The following is a 23,469-nucleotide window of genomic DNA, read 5'->3' as shown; positions in this document are numbered from 1 at the left end:
GCTGGCTCCATGTCTTTCTTCGATATCTTCGGACCGATGATGTTCGGCGACGATGACGACCCGCGTCGCCCCCATCCCAACCGGGGCAACGGCGCCGGCGGCAAGGCCGACGGCGACCCCGTCATCCTCGACGTCGAGACCGACGGCGACGCTCCCCGCGCCGGCGGCAACGGCGCGGGGATCCCCTTCGGCGGCGTCCCGCCCTTCGGCGGACCCGGCATGCCCCGCATCACTCGCCAGCCGCAGCGGCCTCACCGCCCTTCCACCGGTCGCGGCGCCAAGGTGCTCATCGGCGTCGTCGTGGCGCTGGTCGTGCTCGTCGCCCTGTTCTTCGGCCTCGCCCGCTTCGCCACCGACCTCATGTGGTACGGCCAGCTCGGCTTCCAGTCCGTCGTCTGGACGCAGCTGGGGGTCAAGGTCGGCGTGTGGGTCGCCTACGCGCTGCTCGTCGCGTTCACCGGCTTCCTGGCCGCGTGGCTGGCGATCCGCGCACGCCCCGACGCGGCCGACGGCTCCACCGTGCGTGTCGACGGGGACGTCGTCGAGGTCGGCAAATCCGTCAGCTCGAGGCATGCGCGCGCCATTGCCGCCATCGTCTCCCTCGTCGTCGGCGCGCTGTTCGGCTCCCAGTTCAACGCCAACTGGTCCGAGATCCTGCTCATGTTCCACGCGCAGTCCTTCGGCACCAAGGACCCCCAGTTCGGCCTGGACAACGGCTTCTACGTGTTCGTGCTGCCCGGCCTGCGCCTAGTGATGAGCGCCGTGTCGATGATGCTGCTCATGGGCATCATCTTCTCCGTGGCCACGCATGTGATGATGGGCGGCGTCCGCGTGACGATGCCGACCCACGGTCACGGCATCCTAGCGGTCACCAAGCGCGCCCGCCGCCAGGTGGCCGTCTGGCTCATGCTCAACATGTTCGCGTTCGCCGCGCAGATGGTCCTCGGCGTGTTCGCCCATCTGACGCAGACCGGCGAACGCATCACCGGCGCCACCTACACCACCGTGCACGCCACGATCCCCGTCACCTTCGTCATGGCCGCGCTGGTGGCGCTGCTCGGCGTGGTGCTCGGCGTGTGGCTCATGACCTCGCACGCGCTCGAAGGCCCCGCCTCCATCGGCGTGCGCGCCTCCGCCGCGCTCAAGGCGTGGCGCACCCCGGTGGTGGCGATCGCCGCCGTGGTGGTCGTGGGCCTGGTGCTCACCGTCGTCTGGCCGATGCTGCTGCAGCGCTTCCGCGTCAATCCGAACGCGCAGGAGATGGAGTCCACGTACATCCAGCGCAACATCGACGCCACGCGCGCTGCCTACGGTCTGGACAAGCTCACGACCGAGAAGTACGAGGCCTCCACCGAAGGCGAATCCGGGGCGCTGGCCGGCGAGGCCGAGACCACCGCGCAGATCCGCCTGCTCGACCCGAACGTCGTCTCCCCGACGTTCAAGCAGCTCCAGCAGTCCAAGCAGTACTACACCTTCGCCGATTCGCTGGCCGTCGACAAGTACGAGATCGACGGGGTGAGCCAGGACACCGTGATCGCCGCGCGCGAGCTCGACCTGGCCGGCAATGACAACCGCAACTGGGTCAACGACCACACCGTGTACACGCACGGCTACGGCGTGGTGGCCGCCTACGGCAACAAGGTGACCGCCGACGGCCAGCCGGAGTTCTTCGAATACGGCATCCCCACGCAGGGCAAGCTCACCGAGGAGCAGAAGTACGAGCCGCGCATCTATTTCTCCCCGAAGATGACCGAATACTCGATCGTGGGCGCGCCCGAGGGCACCGACCCGTGGGAGTTCGACTATCCGACCGGCTCCGAGGGCGCCCTGACCACGTTCAAGGGCGACGGCGGCCCGTCCGTGGGCAACCTGTTCTCCCGCCTGCTGTACGCGATCCGCTTCGGGTCCGACCAGATCCTGTTCTCCGACCGCGTGACCTCCGACTCGCAGATCCTCTACGACCGCTCCCCGCGCGAGCGCGTGGCCAAGGTCGCGCCGTACCTGACGCTGGACGGCCGCGTGTACCCGGCCGTCGTGGACGGGCGTGTCAAGTGGATCGTGGACGGCTACACCACCTCCGATGCCTACCCGTACTCGCAGATGACCGAGCTCGGCCAGGCCACCGAGGACTCCACCACCGTCACCTCCCAGACCGTGCAGGGCCTGGGCCGCCAGCAGGCCAACTACATCCGCAACTCCGTCAAGGCCACGGTGGACGCCTACGACGGTTCCGTGGACCTGTACGTGTGGGACCAGAACGACCCGGTGATCAAGGCGTGGGAGCAGATCTTCCCCGGCCAGTACCACCAGCTGTCGGAGATCAGCGGCGACCTCATGAGCCATATGCGCTACCCGGAGAACCTGTTCAAGGTGCAGCGCGAGCTGCTCGCCAAGTACCATGTGACCTCCGCCTCGCAGTACTACTCGGGCGAGGACTTCTGGCAGACGCCGGTCGACCCCACCGAGAGCCAGCAGGCGCAGCAGCAGGACATCCTCCAGCCGCCCTACTATCTGACGCTGCAGACCGGCGGCACCAAGAAGCCGGTGTTCTCGCTGACCTCCTCGTACATCCCCGCCGGCTCCTCCACGCGTGAGATCCTCACCGGCTTCCTTTCGGTGGACTCGGACGCCGGCTCCACCAAGGGCGAGATCGGGCCGAATTACGGCACGATCCGCCTGCAGGAGCTGCCGAAGGATTCCAACGTGCCGGGTCCGGGCCAGGCGCAGAACAACTTCAACGCGAACGCCGACGTGTCCAAGGAACTCAACCTACTGCAGTCCGGCTCCACGAACGTGGTGCGCGGCAACCTGCTCACCCTGCCGCTGGGCGGCGGCCTGGTGTACGTGCAGCCGGTGTATGTGAAGTCCTCGGGCTCCACGTCGTTCCCGCTGCTCAAGAAGGTGCTCGTGGCCTTCGGCGACCAGGTCGGCTTCGCGGACACGCTCGACGAGGCCCTCGACCAGGTGTTCGGCGGCGACTCCGGCGCCGCCGCAGGCGACGCCGAGAACGCCTCGGGCGACACCACGCCGCCCGCCGGGTCCTCCGGCCAGTCCGGGCAGTCCGGAACCTCGGGCGGCGCGGACGCGGACAAGGGCAGCGGCGGCAAGACCGACGCCCAGACCGCCCCGTCCACCGGTTCCGGCACCGCCGCCTCCGGGGAGCTGAAGCAGGCGCTGTCCGACGCGGCCCAGGCCATGAAGGACAGCCAGCAGGCGATGAAGGACGGCGACTGGTCCGCCTACGGCGAGGCCCAGCAGCGTCTCGAGGACGCCCTCAACAAGGCCGTTGAACTCGATAAGTAATTGGTGCGATCGGCTGGCACAGTCGGCTGATGGGAAATGACAACAGCGGTGCAACACCTTTCCCTGGGGATGGAAGCCTCACACTCCCAACCCCAGGCAGGTGTTGCACTCGCGTTGAAATACGGGTTCACTCATTGTCGTTCCCGCCGGTACCATGCCACAGGTCCACACGCTCGTCGTTCGCGTATGCCGTAGTCCAGCCGTTTGCCACCTTGCATCCGCGGAATACCGGATCGGTTCGGTCGAAGTATTCGTACGGATCCTCGCCTGAGCCCTGATCGCTGCCGGATTCTCGGCGCAGATCATCGGCCGTGTAGTCCGCAGGCACCACCTTCTCACGGCGCAGACAGTCGGCCACCGCTTCAACCATATCCGTATACAGGTTCGGATTGGCCACCTGCATGGTGTATATGCTGACGATTGCGGTAATCTGACCATAGCAGGAATCGTAATCCTTCTTGTATTTCTCCCATTCATTTTCCGTGCCGGTGAACTTCAATGCAGGCATGGCGTAGATGCCATTATAGCTGACCAATTCGAATGGCGGGTATCCACGGTCAACCATGCAGGATTTGAAATCAGACCATGCCTGTTCGTAATCGGATATCGACAGCTTGCCATCCCGTTTGGCACGTTCCAACACAGTGCGTTCCCTGTCTGTGGTGCTGTCCCAGGACAATACCTGATCGATGTACTCATCCATCGAACCGGCAAGTTTCTGCCCATTCTCCGCGGCAGACGGGATTGGTTCACTCTGCGCCGATTGTTGTTCCCCGCCGCACGAACACAACACAATCGCGACCGTCAATGCCAGCACAGCGGCAAATCCCCGTTTCATCGACATACCCCTTTGTATTATTTGGTACGGTGCCGGCAGAAATTAACAATGCTTCTGCCGACACTGTAAATCAGCAATTGTTATAGGCGGCCAGCCTTAGCGTAATCAACACCAACTCCCCAATATGCCGAGGAGCCGAATGCTTCAGCAAAACAAGAGCTGCCAGGTCCTGCGACTTTATAATCGCGGATGGAGTAATCCTGAACAGCTTCCGCCCATACTGCCACAGTTCGGTAGCTTATCGCTTCAGCGGAAGAATAATCATAGTTTTCGCTTACAAATACGCTAGTCTAGTAATCGGCAGCATAAGCAGAGGGAACCGCTATCGCTGCTACAGTAACTGCTGCAGTAACTCCAGCAATTACACTATGCGTTAATCTCGAAAGAATCTTCATCGCTTCCTCCGGGTTGAGGTGAGATATATCGTTTTCAATTCATCGTTTCCGATGAGCACGGTTCCAAAAGGAACTTTGTGTCGAGCATCATCAGTACCCTTCATCGCTTAGTATGAAGTCATCACGTTAACGACACTCATCATTTGATACATGAATTACAAACAAAGCATAAACTGATAACTCAACCATATTGACTACGTAGTTTTCAGCAAATCAGCAGACGCATTCGCATGGTAATTCGCAGACGAAGCTGGCGCAGATGCTCTCTATCTGTATGGAAAAGACCCCGTCGAGAAGTTCCATGTGCCGTCCATCCCTACCGTTCATGTCATAGTCATGATTCGATTTGCTCGTACAACGCTTCACTTGCTTTACCGGGGGCAAGCAGTATCATGTGCCTGCTGCGTGCATGCACTACTCTATGAGTTCCCTGATATTTCGTTCGTGGCAGGCTTGGTCAGCGAGTATCTGTTCGGTCATGATCTGCTGGCAGTGCCGGCTGTCGAGTTGGGAACACATCCCTACGATGCTCGGCTGCTGGTAGTGAAAGCATTCCAAGGTTGGCTGTCGGGACCCCTCCTGGCGGTTGCTCTTTTTTCCGTATAAGGCGCTAGGCTGTCATCCCATGCTGGAATATACTGCATCTGCTGATTTCACCATCGACAACGCCACTGACGCGGATCTTGTCGCCATTACGGATATTTACAACGAGGCCATCGCCGAACGCATGTCCAGCGCGGATATCGGCGCACGCACGCTGGAACAGCGCCGCGCCTGGGTGGACTCGCACGAACCGCGCGCCGACTATCCCGTGGTCGTGGTGCGTACTGCTGACGGTGCGACGGCCGCGTTCGGTTCCCTGTCGCGCTTTCATGAGCGGGCCGGTTTCGACGGCGTTGTCGAGCTGAGCTATTACGTGGGCTCCGCATGGCGCGGGCAGGGCATCGGCACCGTCCTGGTCGACTGGTTGGTCGATGCCGCGCGCGCCCGCGGCCACCGCATGGCGGTCACTCGCATCTTCGACGACAACGCCGGCTCCACCGCCCTTATGGAGCGCTTCGGCTTCACGCGCTTCGGCTTGCTGTCCGACGCCGTCCACATGCCCGGCGGCATCCATCACGACCTCGCCTACTGGTACCTGCCGCTGTAAGGGTTGTGAGCCATAGGTCGTAGCCTGCCTGGTACCAATCCGAATTATTCAAAGCGGCTCTTCGCATGTTCGTGTGTGCGCGATGTTTCCGGGGTATGGAGACGCTTCCGATGTGCGTCCGCCGCAGTACGTTCGCCGCATCGGCATCGTGCGTATGTGGAAAACCGTACGCTGAGCGGGCATAAGTGTACGGTCTGCCGCATGGAGACCGTGTGAGCGCGGCAAACCGTACGCTGACCGCTCGCAGGAGTACGGTTCGCCGCAGCGAAGCCTGCCGCATGTTGGAGACTTACACCGACACGTCCTGGACCGGATCCGCGCCCTTCACACATGACAACGCGAAGAGCCTTCAAAGCCGCCTTAAGGTACTGAAACTGCAATAGTTGCCAAAATGGAAACTCATAGGTAGAGTGAAGGTGTCAATCCAAGCGAAAGGGGACACCATGGACGTGCGCAATGGTTTGGCTGACAACAGGAATAACCAGAGGGATATGGGGCTTACCATGGATCCGGTCCGGGCCCAGCGGACGCTGGACCGGGCTGCGCAGGCCAGGGACAGGATCCCGGCTTCCGCTCCTCGGAAGTATGGATGGACCGTGCTGTGGGAGAGCCTCGCCGAGGCGGCGCTGGGGTTGGTAGTCGGCGCATGGCTTGCGGCGTCATGGTCATGGGACAGCGTCGTGTTCTTGGCGATTTGCGCAGCCATCCTCTCTTGGTTCGCCACGCGTGCCGAGGCCGTCGGACGGCATGTGATGCCCGAAGGGAGCCTGCGCCTGGAGCATGGGGTTGATCTGATTCATAGGGTGCTGCTGGGGATGTCTTGTGTCGTACTGGTCGTGGCCTTGAGCGTGAGTGGTGCCGGTCTGCCCGCGGCGTTCGGAACCATGGGCAGGGGATTGGGCTGGTGGGCAATGCTCGCCGGAGGCCTGCTGGCCGTAGGCTCGCTGGCACGTATCGCACTGGCTGTCGTCCTGATCCGGGGAAAGGATGACCATGAGTCTCGCGGATGACCTCAAGCAGTGGGACAAGGTTATCCAGTCTCCGCTGCGGTTCACCATCATGGCCATGCTCGACGGCGTCGATGCGTTGGGATTCTCCGACATCCGCGCCGCCAGCGAGACCTCCGCCCCCACGTTGAGCAAGCAGCTGACGGTACTGGAGAACGCCGGCTACGTCCAGGTTTCGAAGGTGACGCGGGGACGGCGTGTGCTCACCGAGATGAGCGCCACACCTGAGGGCAGGCAGGCCTACCGGAGGCAGCTTGAGCTGCTGCGCCGCATCGCATCCCGATAGCTTTGTCGGGGAATGGCGGCTACTGCGCCGGACTGATCGCTGTACGGCGTGCCGGTGAGCGGCTGCCAGCGGAGCATTCGCGCCAAACCGTGACGTGAATGCTGCGGCAGGCGCCTGTACGAGACGATCAATCAGCGGCGGAGAGCAGGGCCTCGTTGCGCAGCACGGGGACGTCGGCCACGGAGGGGGCCAGGGCGTCGAGCTGAGCGGCGAGCGTGGCCTCGTCCACAACCGGCAGCTCCAGTAGGCGGCGTGCCGCCGCGTGCAGGTAGCCGTTCAGCGCGGCGAGACGGTCGGGGTCGATCGGGTGCTCTGGGTCGTCCTCCAGCGTGACGTCCAGCGCCCTGCGCAGCCAGGTATGCTGGCCGGCGCCCACGATCTGCCTGGCCTGGCCGAGGAACGTGAGCCGGCTGCTCGCCGGCTGGAGACGGTTCATCGCCTTCGGCGACCATGCGCCGGCCTCCCAGTCGGAGCGCATGTCATCCTTGAACAGCGCCATGTTGTGGTCGAATAGCGGGGCCGGGCCGATGATGCGTCCGGTGGCGTCGTCGCGCAGCAGTCCGTAGTTGTTCGCGTGACGGTCCTGGTTGACGATGAGCGCGTCGAACACGAGCATGTCGCGCATCGCACGGAACTCCACGTCCGAGAGAGCGCGAGCGCAGGCCAGGATCTCCGGGAAGGAGGCCAGGCCGGTCGCCGCGTAGAACGGGACGAAGGCCACGTCCTTCGAGTTCATGAGCGCGCACACCGAGGCGAGCTTGCCTTTCCACCGCTCCAGCCGGTAGGGGACGGCGGGGATACCGATTCTGGCGGCGAGCTGGGAGGCGAGGAATTCGGCGTACGGCTCGAAGCCGGCGTTCGCGGCGCCTTCGCTGCCGGCTTTCCACAGCTCCAGCCCGTGGGCCGTGTGCCGCCAGGCCTTGGGGAACTGGCCGTCCGTGGTCCATTCGCTTGACAGGCCGATGGCGTGCCGTTCGCTCGACGTGTACCCGGTGTAGGCCACGATGGCAAGCGTCTCGTCGAGCGGGTTGTCGAAGAGGTTGATGTCCGCGAAGGCGAGGTTTTCGCCCGTACGCTCCACCCAGAACGAGTCGTTGACCGACAGTCCCTTGCACAGGTCGATGATGCCGAGCGTGTCGTCCGGGGTCAGATCCGCCTGGGCGAGGATCCGCGTGGCGAATCGGCGGTTCTTCGGGATGGTGCGGCGCTGCAGCCACGAGGCGAGCTTGCGGTCGTCCGGTTCGGGTGCCAGCGGGAAGGGCAGGAGCGTGCGGCACGAGTCGTCGGCCCAGGTGATATGCGTTGTGAGCCTGCCCGATTCGAGTCCCGTGCCCATCGTCGCCTCGAATTCGAGAAGCGGCGCATCGTACAGTTTGAGCGTGTAGCGCATCGCGCCTCCTTCCCGGTTCCGGCAGGTCCTGCTGTGTCACATCCTATCCTGCCGCGCATGCCTCGGACAGGGCCATGCGCGGCAGGGCGGCGGGCCACGCGCGGCCGGGAGTGTCCGGGCGGGGCCGGTACAATCGGCAAGGTTTGGAAACACAAGGAATCACCCAAGGACGCAAGGGAACGATGGCATCTGATTTCTGGCTGATCGCCGGCCTGGGCAACCCGGGCAAGAAGTACGAGGACACCCGCCACAACATGGGCTTCATGACCGCCAACCTGCTGGCCGAACGTTGGAGCGTCAACTTCGCCGATCACAAGGGCCTGGCCATGCTCGGCAAAGGCGCCATGAACCTGGGCGGCCGCACCGTCAAGTTCTTCCTCGCCAAGCCGCTGACCTACATGAACGACTCCGGCAACGCCGTCGCCTCCATCAGCGCGTACTACCAGATCCCGCCCGAGCGCATCGTCGTCATCCACGACGACATGGACCTCGACTTCGGACGCATCAAGGTCAAGGCGGGCGGCTCCGCCGGCGGCCACAACGGCATCAAATCCATCGACCGCTCCCTGGGCACGCCCCAGTACGCGCGCGTGCGCATGGGCGTCGGCCACGCGCGCCGCGGCGCCCACGCGCACGACAACACCATCAACTGGGTGCTCGGCGGATTCGGCCCCGACCAGCGCAAGCAGCTGCCCGAATTCCTCGCCGACGGCGCCGACGCCGCCGAGGACGTGATCTTCCTGGGACTGGCCAAGACGCAGGAGAAGTTCAATGGCCGCTGAACCCACGGACGGCGGCGTCAACGGCAGCCTCGCCGGACTGCTCGAGAGCCTGGGACGCGACCCGGCCTTCGCGAAGGCAGCCTCGGGCGACGTGGACGACCTGGCCGCCGCCAGCCAGACCGGCATCGTCACGGTCGGCGCGCCCGAAGGCATCCGCCCGGCGCTCGCCGCCGCGCTCGCCCACCGCCGCCCGGTCGTGCTCGTCGTCGCCTCCGGACGCGAGGCCGAGGAGACCGTGGCCTCGCTGCGCTCCTGGTGGGACGGCGACCCCGCCGCCGTCGGACAGCTGGAGGCCTGGGAGACACTGCCGCATGAGAGGCTCAGCCCCCGCGCTGACACGGTCGCCAGCCGCATGGCCATGTTCCGGCGCCTCAAGCATCCGGACGCCGCCGACCCGATGTTCGGGCCGGTCCGCATCCTCGTCATGCCGGTGCGTTCGCTGATCCAGCCCGTCGTCAAAGGGCTGGCGGACGTGGAGCCGCTCGTGTTCCGCACCGGCGAGGAACTGCCGCTCGACCAGGCCGCCGCCCGGCTCGTGGAGAACGCGTACACGCGCGTCGATCTGGTCATGGACCGCGGTGAGTTCGCGGTGCGCGGCGGACTGCTCGACGTGTTCCCGCCGACCGCGCCGCACCCGGTGCGCATCGAGTTCTTCGGCGACGAGATCGACACCATCAGGGAGTTCCACGCCTCCGACCAACGCACCTACAGCGAGGGCATGGCGCGCATCTGGGCCACGCCCTGCCGCGAGCTGCAGCTGACGGACGCGATGCGCGAGCGCGCCCGCTCGCTCGTCGGCTCCATCCCCAACGCGGAGGACATGCTCGCCTCCATCGCCGATGGCATCCCCGTCGAGGGCATGGAGTCGCTTATGCCTGCGCTCGTGGACGACATGGAGCCTGTTTCCACGATGCTGCCCAAGGACGCGGCCATCCTGCTGTCCGACCCGGAGAAGCTGTGCCGCAGCGCCGAGGACCTGGCCAAAACCGCCAACGAGTTCCTCGCCGCCAGCTGGCACGTGGCCGCCTCCGGCCACGGCGCCGGCGCGCCGATCAGCTTCGACGAGGCCAGCTTCCTCGACTATGACGACACGGTCGACGCCCTGGCGGGCGGCGGGTGCACGGTGCTGTCGCTCACCAGCTTCACGCTGGACGCCAGCCGGCCCGGCCACCTGCAGCTCGACGCCCAACAGCCGGCCGAATACCGTGGCGACGAGACGCGCGCCTCCGCCGGCATCGAGGGACTCATCGACGCGGGCATCCACGTCACCGTCACCGCTTCCGCGAAGGGCACGCTGGCCCGGCTCAAGCGCGCCATCAACACCACCGGCATCGCCTCGTTCGCCACAGTCCGCTCCCAGGCCGTCGACGGCTTCGTCGACGCGGCCGCCAAGGAGGCGCTGCTCACCGAACGCGACCTGACGGGCCGCACCTCCGCCATGGCGCAGGCCAAGACGCCCAAGCGCCGGCGCAAGGCCATCGATCTGATGGAGCTCAAGGCCGGCGACTATGTGGTGCACGAGCAGCACGGCATCGGCCGCTTCGTCGAGATGCGCCAGCGCACCATCGGCCGCGGCGAGAACGCCACCACGCGCGAATACCTCGTCATCGAATACGCGCCCAGCAAGCGCGGCGCCCCGCCGGACAAGCTGTTCATCCCCACCGACCAGCTCGATCTGATCAGCAAGTACATCGGCGTCGAGGCCCCCAAGCTCAACAAGCTCGGCGGCTCCGACTGGGCCGCCACCAAGGCGAAGGCGCGCAAGCATGTGCGCGAGATCGCCGACGACCTGGTCAAGCTGTACTCGGCGCGCCAGAGCACCCCCGGCTTCGCGTTCAGCCCGGACACCCCGTGGCAGAAGGAACTCGAGGACGCCTTCCCCTACCAGGAGACCGCCGACCAGCTCACCACCATCGACGAGGTCAAGGCCGACATGGAACGGCCTCGGCCCATGGACCGCCTCATCTGCGGCGACGTGGGCTTCGGCAAGACGGAGATCGCGGTGCGCGCCGCGTTCAAGGCCGTGCAGGACTCCAAGCAGGTGGCCGTGCTCGTGCCCACCACACTGCTCGTGCAGCAGCATTACGAGACCTTCTCCGAACGCTACGAGGGCTTCCCCGTCACCGTGGCGGCGATGAGCCGCTTCCAGACGAAGAAGGAGATCGACGCCACCATCGAGGGCCTGGCCGACGGGTCCGTGGACGTGGTCATCGGCACGCATAAACTGCTCAACCCGAAGGTCAGGTTCAAGGACCTGGGCCTGGTCATCATCGACGAGGAGCAGCGCTTCGGCGTCGAGCACAAGGAGACGCTCAAGGCGCTGCGCACCAACGTGGACGTGCTCTCCCTGTCCGCCACGCCGATTCCGCGCACGCTGGAGATGGCCGTCACCGGCATCCGCGAGATGTCCACGCTGGCCACGCCGCCGGAGGACCGTCTGCCCGTGCTCACCTACGTGGGCGCCTACGAGGACGCGCAGGTCACCGCCGCCATCCGGCGCGAGCTGCTGCGCGGCGGCCAGGTGTTCTACGTGCACAACCGCGTCGACTCCATCGGTGCCACGGCGGAGAAGATTCACCAGCTCGTGCCCGAGGCGCATGTGGGCATCGCGCACGGCAAGATGGGGGAGAAGCAGCTCGACACGATCATTCGCGACTTCTGGCACCGCGACATCGACGTGCTCGTGTGCACCACGATCATCGAGACCGGCCTGGATATCTCCAATGCGAACACGCTGATCGTGGACCATGCGGACCGCTTCGGCCTCTCCCAACTGCACCAGCTGCGCGGCCGCGTGGGCCGCGGCCGGGAACGTGCCTACGCGTACTTCCTGTACGACCCGTCCAAGCCGATGACGCAGCAGTCGCACGACCGCCTCGCCACCATCGCGCAGAACACGTCCCTGGGCGCCGGATTCGACGTGGCCATGAAGGACCTCGAGCTGCGCGGCACCGGCAACCTGCTCGGCGACGAGCAGTCCGGACACATCGAGGGCGTGGGCTTCGACCTGTACGTGCGCATGGTCTCCGAGGCGGTGGAGGCCGCCAAGGACTCCCAGGACAAGACGCCGGAGCCGCTGGCCGTGACCATCGACCTGCCGGTGGAGGCATCGATCCCCACCGACTACATCGACTCGGACAAGCTGCGCCTGGAGGCGTACCGCAAGCTCGCCGCCGCCCGCGGCGAGGACGACCTCAAGGACCTCGCCGAGGAGCTCACCGACCGCTACGGCAAGCCGCCCAAGGAGTTCGAGACGCTGTTCGACGTGGCGCGCCTCAGGATGCGGGCCAGGGCGCTGGGCATCAGCGAGATCATCGCGCAGGGCAGGAACGTGCGCGTCGCGAAGATCGACCCGCCCGAATCGCTCCAGATGCGCATCTCGCGCATCTACAAGGGCGCCCAATACCGGCCGGTCACCCACCAGTGGCTCATCCCCGCCCCCTTCGCCGGCTCGCTCGGCGCCGCCCCGATGCCGCCCGAAGGCGTGGTCCAGTGGACCTTCGACCTCCTCGACGACCTCGCCTGGCAGCCCGGCGCACGGAAATAACAACCCCCGCGCGAGCCGTCCTGTACGTGGCTCCCGCTGGCGGGAACGGGCCTGTGTGTGGCTCCCGCTGGCGGGAGTCGGCTTGTGTGTGGCTCCCGCTGGCGGGAGCTGTCACGGCGAAGCCGTGACTGAGGGTGGTTGACGGTGTGAGCGCGCGGAGACGGTAGCGCTCCTCAGCGGGATTGCAGTTTCTGAAGGCGCTCCCATGCCACCCGGTCAATGTCATCGCAGACGGCGTCAAAATGGCGGTCGACGTCGTTGTTGGCATAGCGGCATACGGCGATGCCGAGCGTGCCGATGTGCGCGGTGCGCCGCTCGTCGTCGAGCCGTTTGGCATCGTGATAGTGTCCGCCGCCGTCGAGTTCGACGGCAAGGCGTGCCTTGTCGCAGTAGAAGTCGACGATGTAGTCGAGTACGGGTTTCTGACGCTGCCAGCGCAGGGTGTGCCGGCGGAGGAAATCGAACCACAGATGACGTTCCCAGGGAGTCATGTTCTTGCGCAGCTCGCGGGCGAGCGGGACATTCCTCGCGTTGTAGGGGATCGGCATCGTGACCACGCTCCTTCGCTGGGGTGGAGACAGGGTAAGGCATGCTGCTGGGAGACGGCTGGACGTTGCTGATCGTGGTACTGACCACCCTCAGTCAGCCTTCGGCTGACAGCTCCCGCCAGCGGGAGCCACGTGTGGGGACCTCCCGCCAGCGGGAGCCATGCATGGGGGAGGATAGACTGCCGGGTATGAGTGAAACAGATGCTGGCAGGACAACGGTGAGTGAAGGTGTGGCAGCGGCAGGAGACGGCGCCGTCATCCGACGTGCCACGGCGGTGGACATCCCGGAGCTGGATCGGCTGCTGCGGCAGGTGCTCGAGGTGCACCATGCCGGCCGGCCTGACCTGTTCAAGGGCGGCGCCAAGAAGTACACCGACGACCAGCTGCGCGCCATCGTGACCGACGAGGCGACGCCGGTGTTCGTCATGGCGCGGGCGGGGGAGTCTGCCGCCGTCGGAGCAGACGCCAATGGTATCGCCGCCGTCGGAACAGGCAACGTCGGAACAGACGCCGCCGGAATAGACGCCACCGGCGCCGGCGCCCCGGCCCCGGACCGCATCCTCGGCTACGCGTTCTGCCAGTTCCAGCGGCATCCGCACGACAACATCCTGACGGACATTCTCACGTTGTACGTCGACGACATCTGCGTGGACGAGGCCGAGCGCGGCCACGGCGTCGGCTCGGCCCTCTACCGCCATGCGCTCGCCTTCGCGCGCGAATCCGGCTGCCACAACCTCACGCTCAACGTGTGGAGCTGCAACCCCGGCGCCCAGGCCTTCTACGAGCGCATGGGACTGATCCCCTACCGCATCGGCATGGAACAGCTGCTCTAGCGACTCTCCGGGCAGATGACAGCCCTCCGCTCCCAGCCGGCATGTATATGATGGGCGCCGATCGGACAGGGGGTGGTCCATGGGGGTTCTCGCCGCACAGGGCGGAGGCATCTGGACGCTGAGCCTCACGGAAGGCTGGCTGCCGGCGACAGCGTACGCCGTCACGGCGGCCGGACTGGCCGTGCTGATCGCCGTCGCCGTCGCCGCCGACATCCGCACGCCGAGGGCGCCGTGGACGCCACGGTCCCGTCGCCCCGGCCCCGGACATGCCGCGCTCGTCTCCCGCACGCTCCGCCTTATCGTTGGCGCCCTGGCCGGCGGCCTTGTCGGAGGCGTCGGCGCCTGGCTAGTCTCCGACGTGTTCGTCGTCTTCGGCGTGGGGCTCGGCTCCACCGTCATCCGTCTCCTCGGCCTCGGCTGCGCCGGACTCGGCCTCGCCATCGCCGGCATCGTCGTCCTGCGCAGGTGGCCCCGCGCCCTGGCCGCCGTCATGGTGCCAGTCACGGCGTTCGCCGTCGCGCTCGCCGTCGACGGCCAGTACGGCGAATACCCGACCCTCGGCAGCGTATTCGGCCGCTCCCCCTATTCAGCCATCGACCTGACGGACATGCGCCGCCCTGTGCGCACCGTCGCGCAATGGCGGGCCGATCCCTTCGCCGTCCGCGGCATGCCGGGGAAGGGCTGGAGCGGCTCGGCCGTCATCCCCGCCGTCAGATCCGGCTTCTGGGCGCGCCCCGCCATGGTATACCTGCCGCCCGCGGCCCTGACGGACAGGCCGCCCCGGCTGCCGGTGCTCATCATGATGTCCGGCCAGCCCGGCAGCCCGGACCGCGCCTTCCAGCCAGCGGCCTCGTCGGCCTCATGGACGCCTACGCCGCCAGACACCGGGGCCTGGCGCCCGTCGTCATCTCCCCGGACCAGCTCGGCGACGCCACCCACAACACGCTGTGCGCCGACACGCCCGTCTACGGCAACGCGGAGACCTACCTCACCCGCGACGTGCCCGACTGGATCCGCAAGGCCCTGCCCGTCGACGACGGCGCCGCGCACTGGGCCGTCGCCGGATTCTCCCAGGGCGGCACCTGCTCCGTGCAGCTCGGCGTGCGCCATCCGGACCTGTTCGGCCACATGATGCCCTTCGCCAGCGAGCTCAAGCCCACCGAAGGCAGCGAAGCGACGATGATCCGCCGCTTCTTCCACGGCGACCGCACGGCCTACGAAGCGCAGATGCCCCTGCTCGCCATGAAGACGAGGGGGCATTCCGACCAGACGCTCATGCTCTCCTCCGGTTCGCTCGACACGTCCTCCATGGACGCCATGCTCCGCCTCGGCCGCGGGGCCAGGGCCATCGGCATGCGGGTGAGCATGATCGAGGTCCCCGGACGCGCCCACGACTGGCACGCCGTCCACACCGCCATGGACGCCGAGCTCGAGGTGCTCTGCCGCGACCTCGGCCTCGACGGCACGGCCCGCCCCATCGCACGGCACGCCGGCATCCACGTCCTCTCCGACGGGGTGAGCGACCCGGACACGACGGACACGACGGGCACGACGGAAGGAAAGGACAGCCGATGACTCCGCACACCACGGCCACTGTCTCCAGGAAGCACGGAAGGGGCAGGGGCCGGCGACGCCTCGCCCCACTGCTGCGCGACGGGGCCGAATGGGTTCGCCTCCATCCGCTCACCGTGGCCGTCGCCGCGGCGCTCCTGATCCTCAACGCCCTCACCGCCGTCTGGCAGGCCTGCGCGGGAGCCCCGTTCCCGCCCCTCGCCGCCCGCCTGAGCTTCGACGGCGTGCAGGCCGGCGACGCCGTCTCCGTGCCCCTGTCGCTGGTGTTCGTCGCCCATCCGGCGCGCATCGTCCTCGACACCGTGGCCGTGCTCGTCGCCGGAGGCTTCGCCGAATCCCGGCTCGGCCGCAGGAAGACCGTACTCACCGCGCTCGTGTGCGGCATCGGCGGCGTCGCCGTCGGCCTGCTCGCCTCGGTCGTGGTCAACGGGCGCTCGCCCCTGTGGCAGAGGCTCGCCGACCTCGGCGTCGTGCTCGGCCCCCTGTGCCTGGCCGTCGGACCGCTCATGGCCGCCAGCGCCTTCGAGACGGTGCTGTGGCGCCGTCGCATCCGCCTCATCGCCTATGCCGTCGTCGGCATGTTCGTCCTGTACCGGGGCGAGACCGGCGACTGGTGCGCGCTCGCCGCCGCCGTCCTCGGACACGTCGTCGGCTACCTCATGGTGCCCCGCCAGGACACGGAGAGCCTCGCCCACGCCACGATGTTCGAGGCGCGGCGCATCATCGCCTGCCTCGGCGCGGTCATGGCGCTGGGCCCCGTCATCGCCGTCAGCTCGCCCATCCACGCCGGCCCCCTGTCCACGCTCGGCTTGCTCATGGGCGACGCGGACGTCGACCCGGACCGTCTGCGTTCCTGCCTCGACTCCGCCGCCTCCGTCGACTGCTTCGCCCAGTACCGGCTCCTGCGCGTCTCGATGCCCGGCAGTGTGCTCGTCTCCTTTCTCCCGGTGCTTTTCCTCCTCGCCGTCGCCTACGGCCTGTACCGCGGCCGGCGCATCGCCGCACGCGTCGCCCTCGCGGTGAACGGGGCGATCGTCGTCCTGTCGTCCCTCTACTTCCTCGTCCTCCCCATGGCACAGACGGACGGCGGTATGCGCGGCCTCATGATGCACGGGGCCGTCCGCTCCGTCGTCGCCACCGCCGTGCCCCCGCTCCTGTGCATCGCCGTCGTCCTGGCATGGATGCGCTGCTTCCGCCTGAGGACCCGTCCTCGCGTGGCCGCGGCGGCGGGCGGCGCCGTCCTCGCCTTCGTCCGCGCCATCGCCAGACCGCGGCGATAGGGGCGCGCGGACACGGCGGGGCCCCGCGGCCGTGTCGCGCCCCGGACGGCCGGTACACTGGGCGGTCGGATATCCCGATCACCGAGCAGCGAGGCCCCATGAGCGACACCATCATCAATATCAACGCACTGACCCCCGCCGAGACCGAGGAGGCCGTCAACCAGGCCGGCGAGACCAAGACGCGCCTCACCGGCGCGAAGGCCTTCGTCTCCGCCATGTTTGCCGGCATGTTCATCGGATTCGGCGCCCTGTTCTTCCTCATCATCACCTCCGACCCGGCCCTGACCTGGGGCCCCAAGCGCTTCCTCGGCGGCCTGGCCTTCTGCATGGGCCTCGTGCTCGTGCTGTGCTGCGGCGCCGAACTGTTCACCGGCAACTCCCTGATGGCCTCCGACCTCGCCTCCAAGCGCATTTCCTGGCCCGCGATGCTGCGCAACTGGGTCATCGTCTGGTTCGGCAACTTCGCCGGCGCCCTGCTGCTGGTCACGCTTATCGCGCTCGCCGGCACGATGGGGCTCAACGACGGGGCCGTGGGCGCCACCGCCGTCGCCACCGCCGTGGGCAAGGTCACGCCCGGATGGGGTGTGCTGTTCGTGCGCGGCATCCTGTGCAACATCCTCGTGTGCCTGGCGGTGCGCGTCGGCTTCTCCGCCCGCTCCGTGGCCGACAAGGTGCTCGGCATCCTCCTGCCCATCGCCGGCTTCGTGGCGATGGGATTCGAACACTGCGTGGCCAACATGTTCTTCCTGCCTATCGGCCTGGTCTCCAGCCTCATGGGCTATGGGACGGACGCGGCCGGTGCGCTGACGGTGCCCGGCATCCTTGCCAACCTGTCCGCCGCCACGCTCGGCAACATCGTCGGCGGCACCGTCGTCGTCGCGCTCGGCTACTGGTTCATCAACCGCAGGCCCGCCGCCCAGGCTGTCTGAGCGGCGGACCCGCGTCAGGCCCGCCGCAACTCCGCGCGCAGGCGCCGTTCCACGGCGTCGTGGTCCTCGGGACGGCCCTCGCCGTCCAGCCGGGACCGGTCCACCGGCACGTCGGCGGCGATGACGCCGCCGCGCAGCACGCAGATCCGGTCGGCCAGCCGCACCGCCTCCGCGATGTCATGGGTGACCATGAGCGCGCCCCATCCCTCGCGCGCCTGCAACGAGGCCAGCAGGTCCTGCATGTCGAGACGGGTCAGCGCGTCGAGCGCGCCGAAGGGCTCGTCGAGCAGCAGCAGCTCCGGCTCGCGCACCAGCGCCCGCGCGAGCGAGGCGCGCTGCGCTTGGCCGCCGGACAGGGACGCCGGCCAGGCGTCCACATGGTCCGCCAGGCCCACCTCGGCCAGCGCCCGCTGCGCCAGGGCCCGGCGGGCCGCCTTGCCGCCGGGCAGGCCGAGCGTCACGTTGTCCCACACGCGCATCCAGGGGATGAGCCGCGAGTCCTGGAAGCCGAAGGCCGTGGCCGCGGTCGTGGCCGCCTCGCCGGTGTCGGGGCGCACCAGGCCAGCCACGATGCGCAGCAGCGTCGACTTGCCGCACCCCGACCGGCCGATGAGCGCGACGAACTCACCGGGGCGTACGGTGAGTGACGCGCCGCGCAGCACCGGCGTCCCGTCGAAGGCGATTGCCGCGTCCCGTACCGTCGCCAGCGGCCGGCCGTCGCGCCCCGTCGTCATGGTCCGTGCCATCGTCCGGCCCCTTACTTCGTGCAGTCGAGGACGTGGCCGTCGAGGTCCGGCATGGCGTCGATGAACCCGAAGTCAACGTACTGGCGGGCGATGTCCTCGAGCATGCCGCGGCCCTTGGCATCCACCGGCAGGATCTTCGGCACGTCGAAGCCCTTGATTTGGTCGACGATCTGCTCCGAGGCGCCGAAACGTCGGTAGGCCTCGTAGATGAATCCCGGGTCCTTCGCCGCCGCGTCCGATTCGGCGACGAGCGCGCGGTACAGCGCCTTGACGGCCTCGGGGTGCGCGTCGGCGAAGTCCTTGGAGACCATGTGCAGCGACACGTTCTTCGAGTCGTATTCGTCTCCGGTGACGAGCAGCTTGGCGCCAGGGGTGGCGATGGCGGCGGCGAGGTTCTGGTCGTAGGTGGCCAGCGCGTCAATCCTGCCGGAGGAGAACGCGGCGGCGAAGTCCGTCTGGCTCAGCTCCACCTTCTCCACCTTGGCGTAGTCGAGGCCGGCGTGGGCGAAGGCGGCGCGCAGCACGTAGTCGCCGGTGGCGCCCTTCTTGTCGATGCCCACGCGCTTGCCGTACAGGTCCTTGAGCGAGGTGACGCCGGAGCCGGGCGCGGCGACGATGCCCTGCGAGTCGCCGTCGTACCATTCGATCGCGAACGCCACCCACGGGGCGCCCTGCGAGACGAGGTTGATGAAGTGGCCGGTGCCGGTGCTCGAGGCGTCGGCGCGGCCGGACATCACCACCTGGTAGGCGTCGTCCGGCGGGTTGAACGGGCCGGAGAAGTCCGCCTGGTACGGCTCCATCGCCTTGAGCGCGGCATTGTCGTCCTTGAGCGTGGTCAGGTAGTTCGCGGTGGACAGGTAGGCGACGCGCACGGTGTCCGCGCCGCCGTCCGCGGCCGGCTTGGCGTCGGACGCGGATCCGCAGGCGGCGGCGGGCAGCAGCATCGCCGCGGCGGCGCAGGCGGCGGCCGCCCGGCGAGCCAGGCGCGCGCGGCGCGTCGCGGGCGCGCCGGAACGGGTGGGGAACGTGGGGGTCGTGGAACGGATGGTCATATCAGGTCCTTGCCTTGAAAGAAATGGGAATCACGGATGGGGGGGGGGGAAGAATAAGGGGAGCCGAATGGCAGGCGTCAGCGCGCCGCCGCGGCCCGCCACGGCAGCAGGAGGCGCTCCAGCAGGGCCACCACGGCCTCGGAAGCGAGACCAAGCAGGGCGTAGAGCAGCACGCACAGCATCATCTGGTCGGTGCGCGAGAACTGCTGGGCCCGGGCGAGCACATAGCCGATGCCGACGGTGGAGTTGACGGTCTCACAGGTCACCAGCGCGATCCATGCCACGGTGATCGCGAACCGCAGCCCGGTGAAGAAACCGGGCAGGGCGCCGCGGAACAGGATGCGGCGGAACACGAGGACGCGTGGCAGCCGGTAGGCGCGCGCCAGCTCCGCCAGACGCGGGTCGAGCCCGCGGATCGCGTCGCGCACATTGACGTAGACCAGGCCGAACACGCCCACGGCGATGAGCGCGACCTTCATGAGCTCATCGATGCCCAGCCAGATGATGAACAGCGGCGAAAGCGCTGGGAACGGAATCGCCCGCAGCATGTGCACCGGCCGGTCGATGACGGCCAGTCCGATCCGGGAGGCGCCGGAGAGCACGGCGGCGGGCACCGCCAGTGCGACGCCGAGGGCGAGGCCGGCGAGCACGCGCGCCAGGCTCGTGCCCACGGAGGGCCATAGCAATCCCTCGGCCGCCAGGTCGCGGCCTGCCGCGAGCACCTCGGCCGGCGAGGGCAGCGGACGGGATGAGGCGGGGGAGCGCGTGGCGAGGAACCACCACAGGAACAGGACGAGCGTCGAAGCCCAGGGTCCCGCCGCCATGAGAAGCCGGCGGGGGAGCCCCCGGGCCGGCCGACGCATGGAGTCGTCGAACAATGTGACATTCCCTTCGATAGTGCTAACTACATCAGGTTCGACGAGTGTGATCTCAGCCCAGCCGGCCGGCTTTCGCGCCGGCGGCGCCTATTTGTCGCGCCGCCGGGGCCCAGCGTGTTTAAGGCCTTGGCCCGGGCACCCCGTGTCGCGCTTCATTGTGGGTGCGGGGCGGGACATGCGCCCGGGTGGGGACGGGCATAGGCCGGCCATGCCGGCGCTGTGAGCGCTCACATCATGTTTTCGGCGTGTTGTTCCCCTCGTCCGCGAATCGCACTATTGTTATGCATGTCATTTCACAACCCAAATGAAGGAGTAGTTGTGGCAGCAATCGAAAGCGTGTACGCACGCCAGATTCTTGATTCCCGCGGCAACCCGACCGTCGAGGTCTACCTGGAGACCGAGGACGGTGCCCAGGGCCGTGGCCTGGTCCCGTCCGGCGCCTCCACCGGCGAGGCCGAGGCCTGGGAGCGCCGCGACGGTGACAAGTCCGTCTACGGCGGCAAGGGTGTCCTCAACGCGGTCAAGGCCGTGAACGAGGAGATCGCTCCGAAGATCATCGGCATGGACGCCTCCGATCAGCGCGCCCTCGACGACCTCATGATCGAGCTCGACGGCACCCCGAACAAGGGCCGTCTGGGCGCCAACGCGATCCTGGGTGTGTCCCTGGCCGCGCTGTATGCCTCCGCCGAGTCCGCCGAGCTGCCGCTGTACCGCTACATCGGCGGCACCAACGGCCACATCCTGCCGGTGCCGAACATGAACATCATGAACGGCGGCGCCCACGCCGACTTCGCCACCGACATCCAGGAGTACATGATCTCCCCCTACGGCTTCGACACCTACTCCGAGGCCCTCCAGGCCGGCGTCGAGGTCTACCACACCCTCAAGAACGTCCTCAAGAAGCAGGGCCTGAACACCGGCCTGGGCGACGAGGGCGGCTTCGCCCCGAAGATGAAGTCCAACAAGGACTCCCTGAACTACATCATGGACGCCATCTCCGCCGCCGGCTACGAGCCGGGCAAGCAGATCGGCATCTCGCTCGACGTCGCCTCCTCCGAGTTCTACAACAAGGAGACCGGCAAGTACCACTTCGAGGGCGACGACCGCGACGCCTCCTACATGCTCGACTTCTACGAGCAGCTCATCGAGGAGTACCCGATCGTCTCCATCGAGGACCCGTACCAGGAGGAAGGCTGGGAGGACTGGGCGAAGATCACCGCCGAGCTCGGCGACCGCCTCCAGTTCGTCGGCGACGACCTGCTCGTCACCAACCCGAAGCGCCTGCAGAAGGGCATCGACATGGGTGCCGCCAACTCCCTGCTGGTCAAGCTCAACCAGATCGGCTCCGTCACCGAGACCCTGGATGCCATCGAGCTGGCCACCAAGAACGGCTTCACCTCCATGGTCTCCCACCGCTCCGGCGAGACCCCGGACACCACGATCTCCGACCTGGCCGTCGCCAAGAACACCGGCCAGATCAAGACCGGTGCCCCGGCCCGCGGCGAGCGCGTCGCCAAGTACAACCGCCTGCTCGAGATCGAGGAGGAGCTCGGCTCCACCGCTCAGTACGCCGGCTACAGCGCCTTCAAGGCCTGCAAGAAGTACCTGGCCAAGTGAGCCCGTCCGCGTGTCTGAGCGCACGCGACGCGCGGGGCGCCGCCGGCCGACGCACGGCGTGAGGCCGGCCGCCCCGGCATAGCGAGACTACCCGTCGCCTTCCCGAGTCGAAGGCGGCGGGTAGTTTTTCGTTCCATGAGCGAGCGAACCCGTAGACCCCCGCGCGGGGCGGCAGCAGGCGGCTCCGGCAGGGGCCGCGCACGCACCGAACGCCGCCGCACCGGTCGATCCGGGCCCATCGCCTTCTTCGTCTCCCTGTTCATCGTCGCCATCGGCGCCATCCAGCTCGTCGCCACCTTCCACGACTACGCGCTCGACCTGGCCCGCCTCAACGACCTCAAACGCCAGGAGGCCGCGCTCGTCGCCGAGAAGAAGGAGCTGCGCAACGACATCTCCCGCTGGGACGACAAGAACTACGTGGCCGCCCAGGCCCGGGAGCGCCTCGGCTTCGTGTTCCCCGGCGAGCAGTCCGTCACCGTGCTCAACCCGCAGGCCGTCACCGGCGGCAAGGACGATTCCGGCGCCACCGCCGGCAAGAGCGGGGACGACGCCACCAAGGCCCTGCCGTGGTACAGCGAGCTCAACTATTCCTTCGAACAGGCCGACCAGGGGGACGCCGCGGACGGCGCCGCCCAGCGGAACGACTCCGGCTCCGGTGCGGAGCACGGCCAGCAGTCCCAGCAGAAAGGACAGACCCAGTGACCGACGAATCCACCGCCGCCCCGACGCCGTCCGATGAGACGCTGCGCGCCCGCGCCGCCGCACTCGTCGACCGCATCCTCGCCCAGCCGGCCACCGACGAGGAGATCGCCCTCGTTGAACGGCAGCTCGGCCGCTACCCGCGCGGCATGGTCGCCGTGGGCGCCCGCTGCGTGTGCGGCCGCCCGCTCGCCGTCGTCACCCGCCCGCTGCTGCCGGGCGGCGTGCCCTTCCCGACCACCTGCTACCTGACAAGCCCCGAGGCGGTCAAGGCCATCTCCCACGTCGAGGCCGATGGCACGATGAACGATTACAGCGCGCTGGTCGCCGACGACGAGTCCGTGCGCGCCGCCTACGAGGCCGCGCACCGCCTCTACCTCGCGTTCCGCCACGAGCTCGCCGAACGCCTCGGCGACGATGAGACGCATATCCAGGGCATCTCCGCCGGCGGCATGCCGGTGCGCGTCAAATGCCTGCACGCCCTGCTCGGCCAGACGCTGGTGATGGGCCGCGGCGTCAACCCCATCGGCGACCTGGCGCTCGACCGCGTCATCGCCGCGGGCGAATTCGACCCCGCCGTCTGCCGCTGCACCGTCGGCGTGGACTGACACACCGGG

At 67.5% G+C, this 23,469-nt stretch carries 19 protein-coding genes; 13 read left to right on the top strand and 6 right to left on the bottom strand.

What is annotated here, in order from left to right; all coding sequences use genetic code 11:
• Positions 1–9 precede the first annotated feature (9 nt).
• Entirely contained in the window at positions 10–3,303 is a 3,294-nt protein-coding gene (locus tag H7U32_RS01800) for a UPF0182 family membrane protein (protein WP_204467527.1), read from the top strand.
• 127 nt (positions 3,304–3,430) lie between these two features.
• Here the strand turns inward: H7U32_RS01800 and H7U32_RS01795 are convergent, their stop codons facing one another.
• On the bottom strand, positions 3,431–4,147 hold the full coding sequence (locus H7U32_RS01795) for a hypothetical protein (RefSeq protein ID WP_204467525.1): 717 nt from the start codon (positions 4,145–4,147) through the stop codon (positions 3,431–3,433).
• Between the two features lie 1,014 nt (positions 4,148–5,161).
• Between H7U32_RS01795 and H7U32_RS01790 the strand changes: the two genes are divergently transcribed.
• From H7U32_RS01790 to H7U32_RS01780, 3 genes are all read left to right on the top strand, one after another.
• Positions 5,162–5,686, top strand: coding sequence for a GNAT family N-acetyltransferase (locus tag H7U32_RS01790; RefSeq protein ID WP_204467523.1), 525 nt, complete (start codon positions 5,162–5,164; stop codon positions 5,684–5,686).
• A 443-nt stretch (positions 5,687–6,129) separates the two neighbouring features.
• Positions 6,130–6,696: a hypothetical protein gene (locus H7U32_RS01785; RefSeq protein ID WP_204467521.1), complete on the top strand. Its 567-nt coding sequence runs from the start codon at positions 6,130–6,132 to the stop codon at positions 6,694–6,696.
• Positions 6,680–6,979 carry a transcriptional regulator gene (locus H7U32_RS01780; RefSeq protein WP_204467519.1) on the top strand — a complete coding sequence of 100 codons (300 nt, stop codon included), beginning with the start codon at positions 6,680–6,682 and terminating at the stop codon, positions 6,977–6,979. Before H7U32_RS01785 ends, H7U32_RS01780 begins: the two co-directional genes overlap by 17 nt.
• A 127-nt stretch (positions 6,980–7,106) precedes the next feature.
• Here H7U32_RS01780 and H7U32_RS01775 read toward each other — a convergent pair whose 3' ends face one another.
• Positions 7,107–8,369, bottom strand: a complete 1,263-nt coding sequence (locus H7U32_RS01775) for a HipA family kinase (protein ID WP_204467517.1) — start codon at positions 8,367–8,369, stop codon at positions 7,107–7,109.
• A 182-nt stretch (positions 8,370–8,551) separates the two neighbouring features.
• Here H7U32_RS01775 and pth point away from each other — a divergent pair, with 182 nt between their 5' ends.
• Positions 8,552–9,151, top strand: a complete 600-nt coding sequence (pth, locus tag H7U32_RS01770; RefSeq protein WP_204467516.1) for an aminoacyl-tRNA hydrolase — start codon at positions 8,552–8,554, stop codon at positions 9,149–9,151.
• Positions 9,141–12,698, top strand: coding sequence for a transcription-repair coupling factor (mfd, locus tag H7U32_RS01765; protein ID WP_204467514.1), 3,558 nt, complete (start codon positions 9,141–9,143; stop codon positions 12,696–12,698). The genes pth and mfd overlap by 11 nt, the downstream gene beginning before the upstream one ends.
• A 173-nt stretch (positions 12,699–12,871) precedes the next feature.
• Here mfd and H7U32_RS01760 read toward each other — a convergent pair whose 3' ends face one another.
• The gene (locus H7U32_RS01760) at positions 12,872–13,246 is read right to left on the bottom strand and encodes an endonuclease domain-containing protein (RefSeq protein WP_204467512.1); all 375 of its coding nucleotides are present in this window, start codon (positions 13,244–13,246) and stop codon (positions 12,872–12,874) included.
• A gap of 230 nt (positions 13,247–13,476) precedes the next feature.
• On the opposite strand from H7U32_RS01760, the gene H7U32_RS01755 reads away from it, so the two are divergent.
• The 4 genes from H7U32_RS01755 (at position 13,477) to H7U32_RS01740 (ending at position 17,860) form a co-directional block, all read left to right on the top strand.
• Positions 13,477–14,079, top strand: coding sequence for a GNAT family N-acetyltransferase (locus H7U32_RS01755; protein ID WP_323804549.1), 603 nt, complete (start codon positions 13,477–13,479; stop codon positions 14,077–14,079).
• Positions 14,080–14,940: 861 nt separating this feature from the next.
• Positions 14,941–15,654 carry an alpha/beta hydrolase gene (locus H7U32_RS01750; protein ID WP_204467508.1) on the top strand — a complete coding sequence of 238 codons (714 nt, stop codon included), beginning with the start codon at positions 14,941–14,943 and terminating at the stop codon, positions 15,652–15,654.
• On the top strand, positions 15,651–16,931 hold the full coding sequence (locus H7U32_RS01745; protein WP_204467506.1) for a hypothetical protein: 1,281 nt from the start codon (positions 15,651–15,653) through the stop codon (positions 16,929–16,931). The genes H7U32_RS01750 and H7U32_RS01745 overlap by 4 nt, the downstream gene beginning before the upstream one ends.
• A 98-nt stretch (positions 16,932–17,029) precedes the next feature.
• Positions 17,030–17,860 (top strand): formate/nitrite transporter family protein, encoded by an 831-nt coding sequence (locus H7U32_RS01740; protein WP_204467504.1) that lies wholly within the window; start codon positions 17,030–17,032, stop codon positions 17,858–17,860.
• A 14-nt stretch (positions 17,861–17,874) separates the two neighbouring features.
• On the opposite strand, the gene H7U32_RS01735 is transcribed toward H7U32_RS01740, so the two are convergent.
• The 3 genes from H7U32_RS01735 to H7U32_RS01725 form a co-directional block, all read right to left on the bottom strand.
• Positions 17,875–18,606 (bottom strand): ABC transporter ATP-binding protein, encoded by a 732-nt coding sequence (locus tag H7U32_RS01735; RefSeq protein WP_239457416.1) that lies wholly within the window; start codon positions 18,604–18,606, stop codon positions 17,875–17,877.
• An 11-nt stretch (positions 18,607–18,617) separates the two neighbouring features.
• A complete protein-coding gene (locus H7U32_RS01730; RefSeq protein WP_204467502.1) occupies positions 18,618–19,658 on the bottom strand; it encodes an ABC transporter substrate-binding protein in 1,041 nt (346 codons plus the stop codon).
• A 77-nt stretch (positions 19,659–19,735) separates the two neighbouring features.
• Positions 19,736–20,482 carry an ABC transporter permease gene (locus tag H7U32_RS01725; protein ID WP_239457415.1) on the bottom strand — a complete coding sequence of 249 codons (747 nt, stop codon included), beginning with the start codon at positions 20,480–20,482 and terminating at the stop codon, positions 19,736–19,738.
• A 372-nt stretch (positions 20,483–20,854) separates the two neighbouring features.
• Between H7U32_RS01725 and eno the strand changes: the two genes are divergently transcribed.
• From eno to H7U32_RS01710, 3 genes are all read left to right on the top strand, one after another.
• Positions 20,855–22,153 (top strand): phosphopyruvate hydratase, encoded by a 1,299-nt coding sequence (eno, locus tag H7U32_RS01720; protein WP_204467500.1) that lies wholly within the window; start codon positions 20,855–20,857, stop codon positions 22,151–22,153.
• A gap of 135 nt (positions 22,154–22,288) precedes the next feature.
• Positions 22,289–22,855, top strand: a complete 567-nt coding sequence (locus H7U32_RS01715; protein WP_204467498.1) for an FtsB family cell division protein — start codon at positions 22,289–22,291, stop codon at positions 22,853–22,855.
• A complete protein-coding gene (locus tag H7U32_RS01710) occupies positions 22,852–23,460 on the top strand; it encodes a DUF501 domain-containing protein (RefSeq protein WP_440201419.1) in 609 nt (202 codons plus the stop codon). The genes H7U32_RS01715 and H7U32_RS01710 overlap by 4 nt, the downstream gene beginning before the upstream one ends.
• Positions 23,461–23,469 lie beyond the last annotated feature (9 nt).

Origin of the sequence: Bifidobacterium pullorum subsp. saeculare (genome assembly GCF_016899725.1) — a bacterium.
Classification (GTDB): domain Bacteria; phylum Actinomycetota; class Actinomycetes; order Actinomycetales; family Bifidobacteriaceae; genus Bifidobacterium; species Bifidobacterium pullorum_C.
This window is presented reverse-complemented; position numbering and strand designations above follow the sequence as displayed.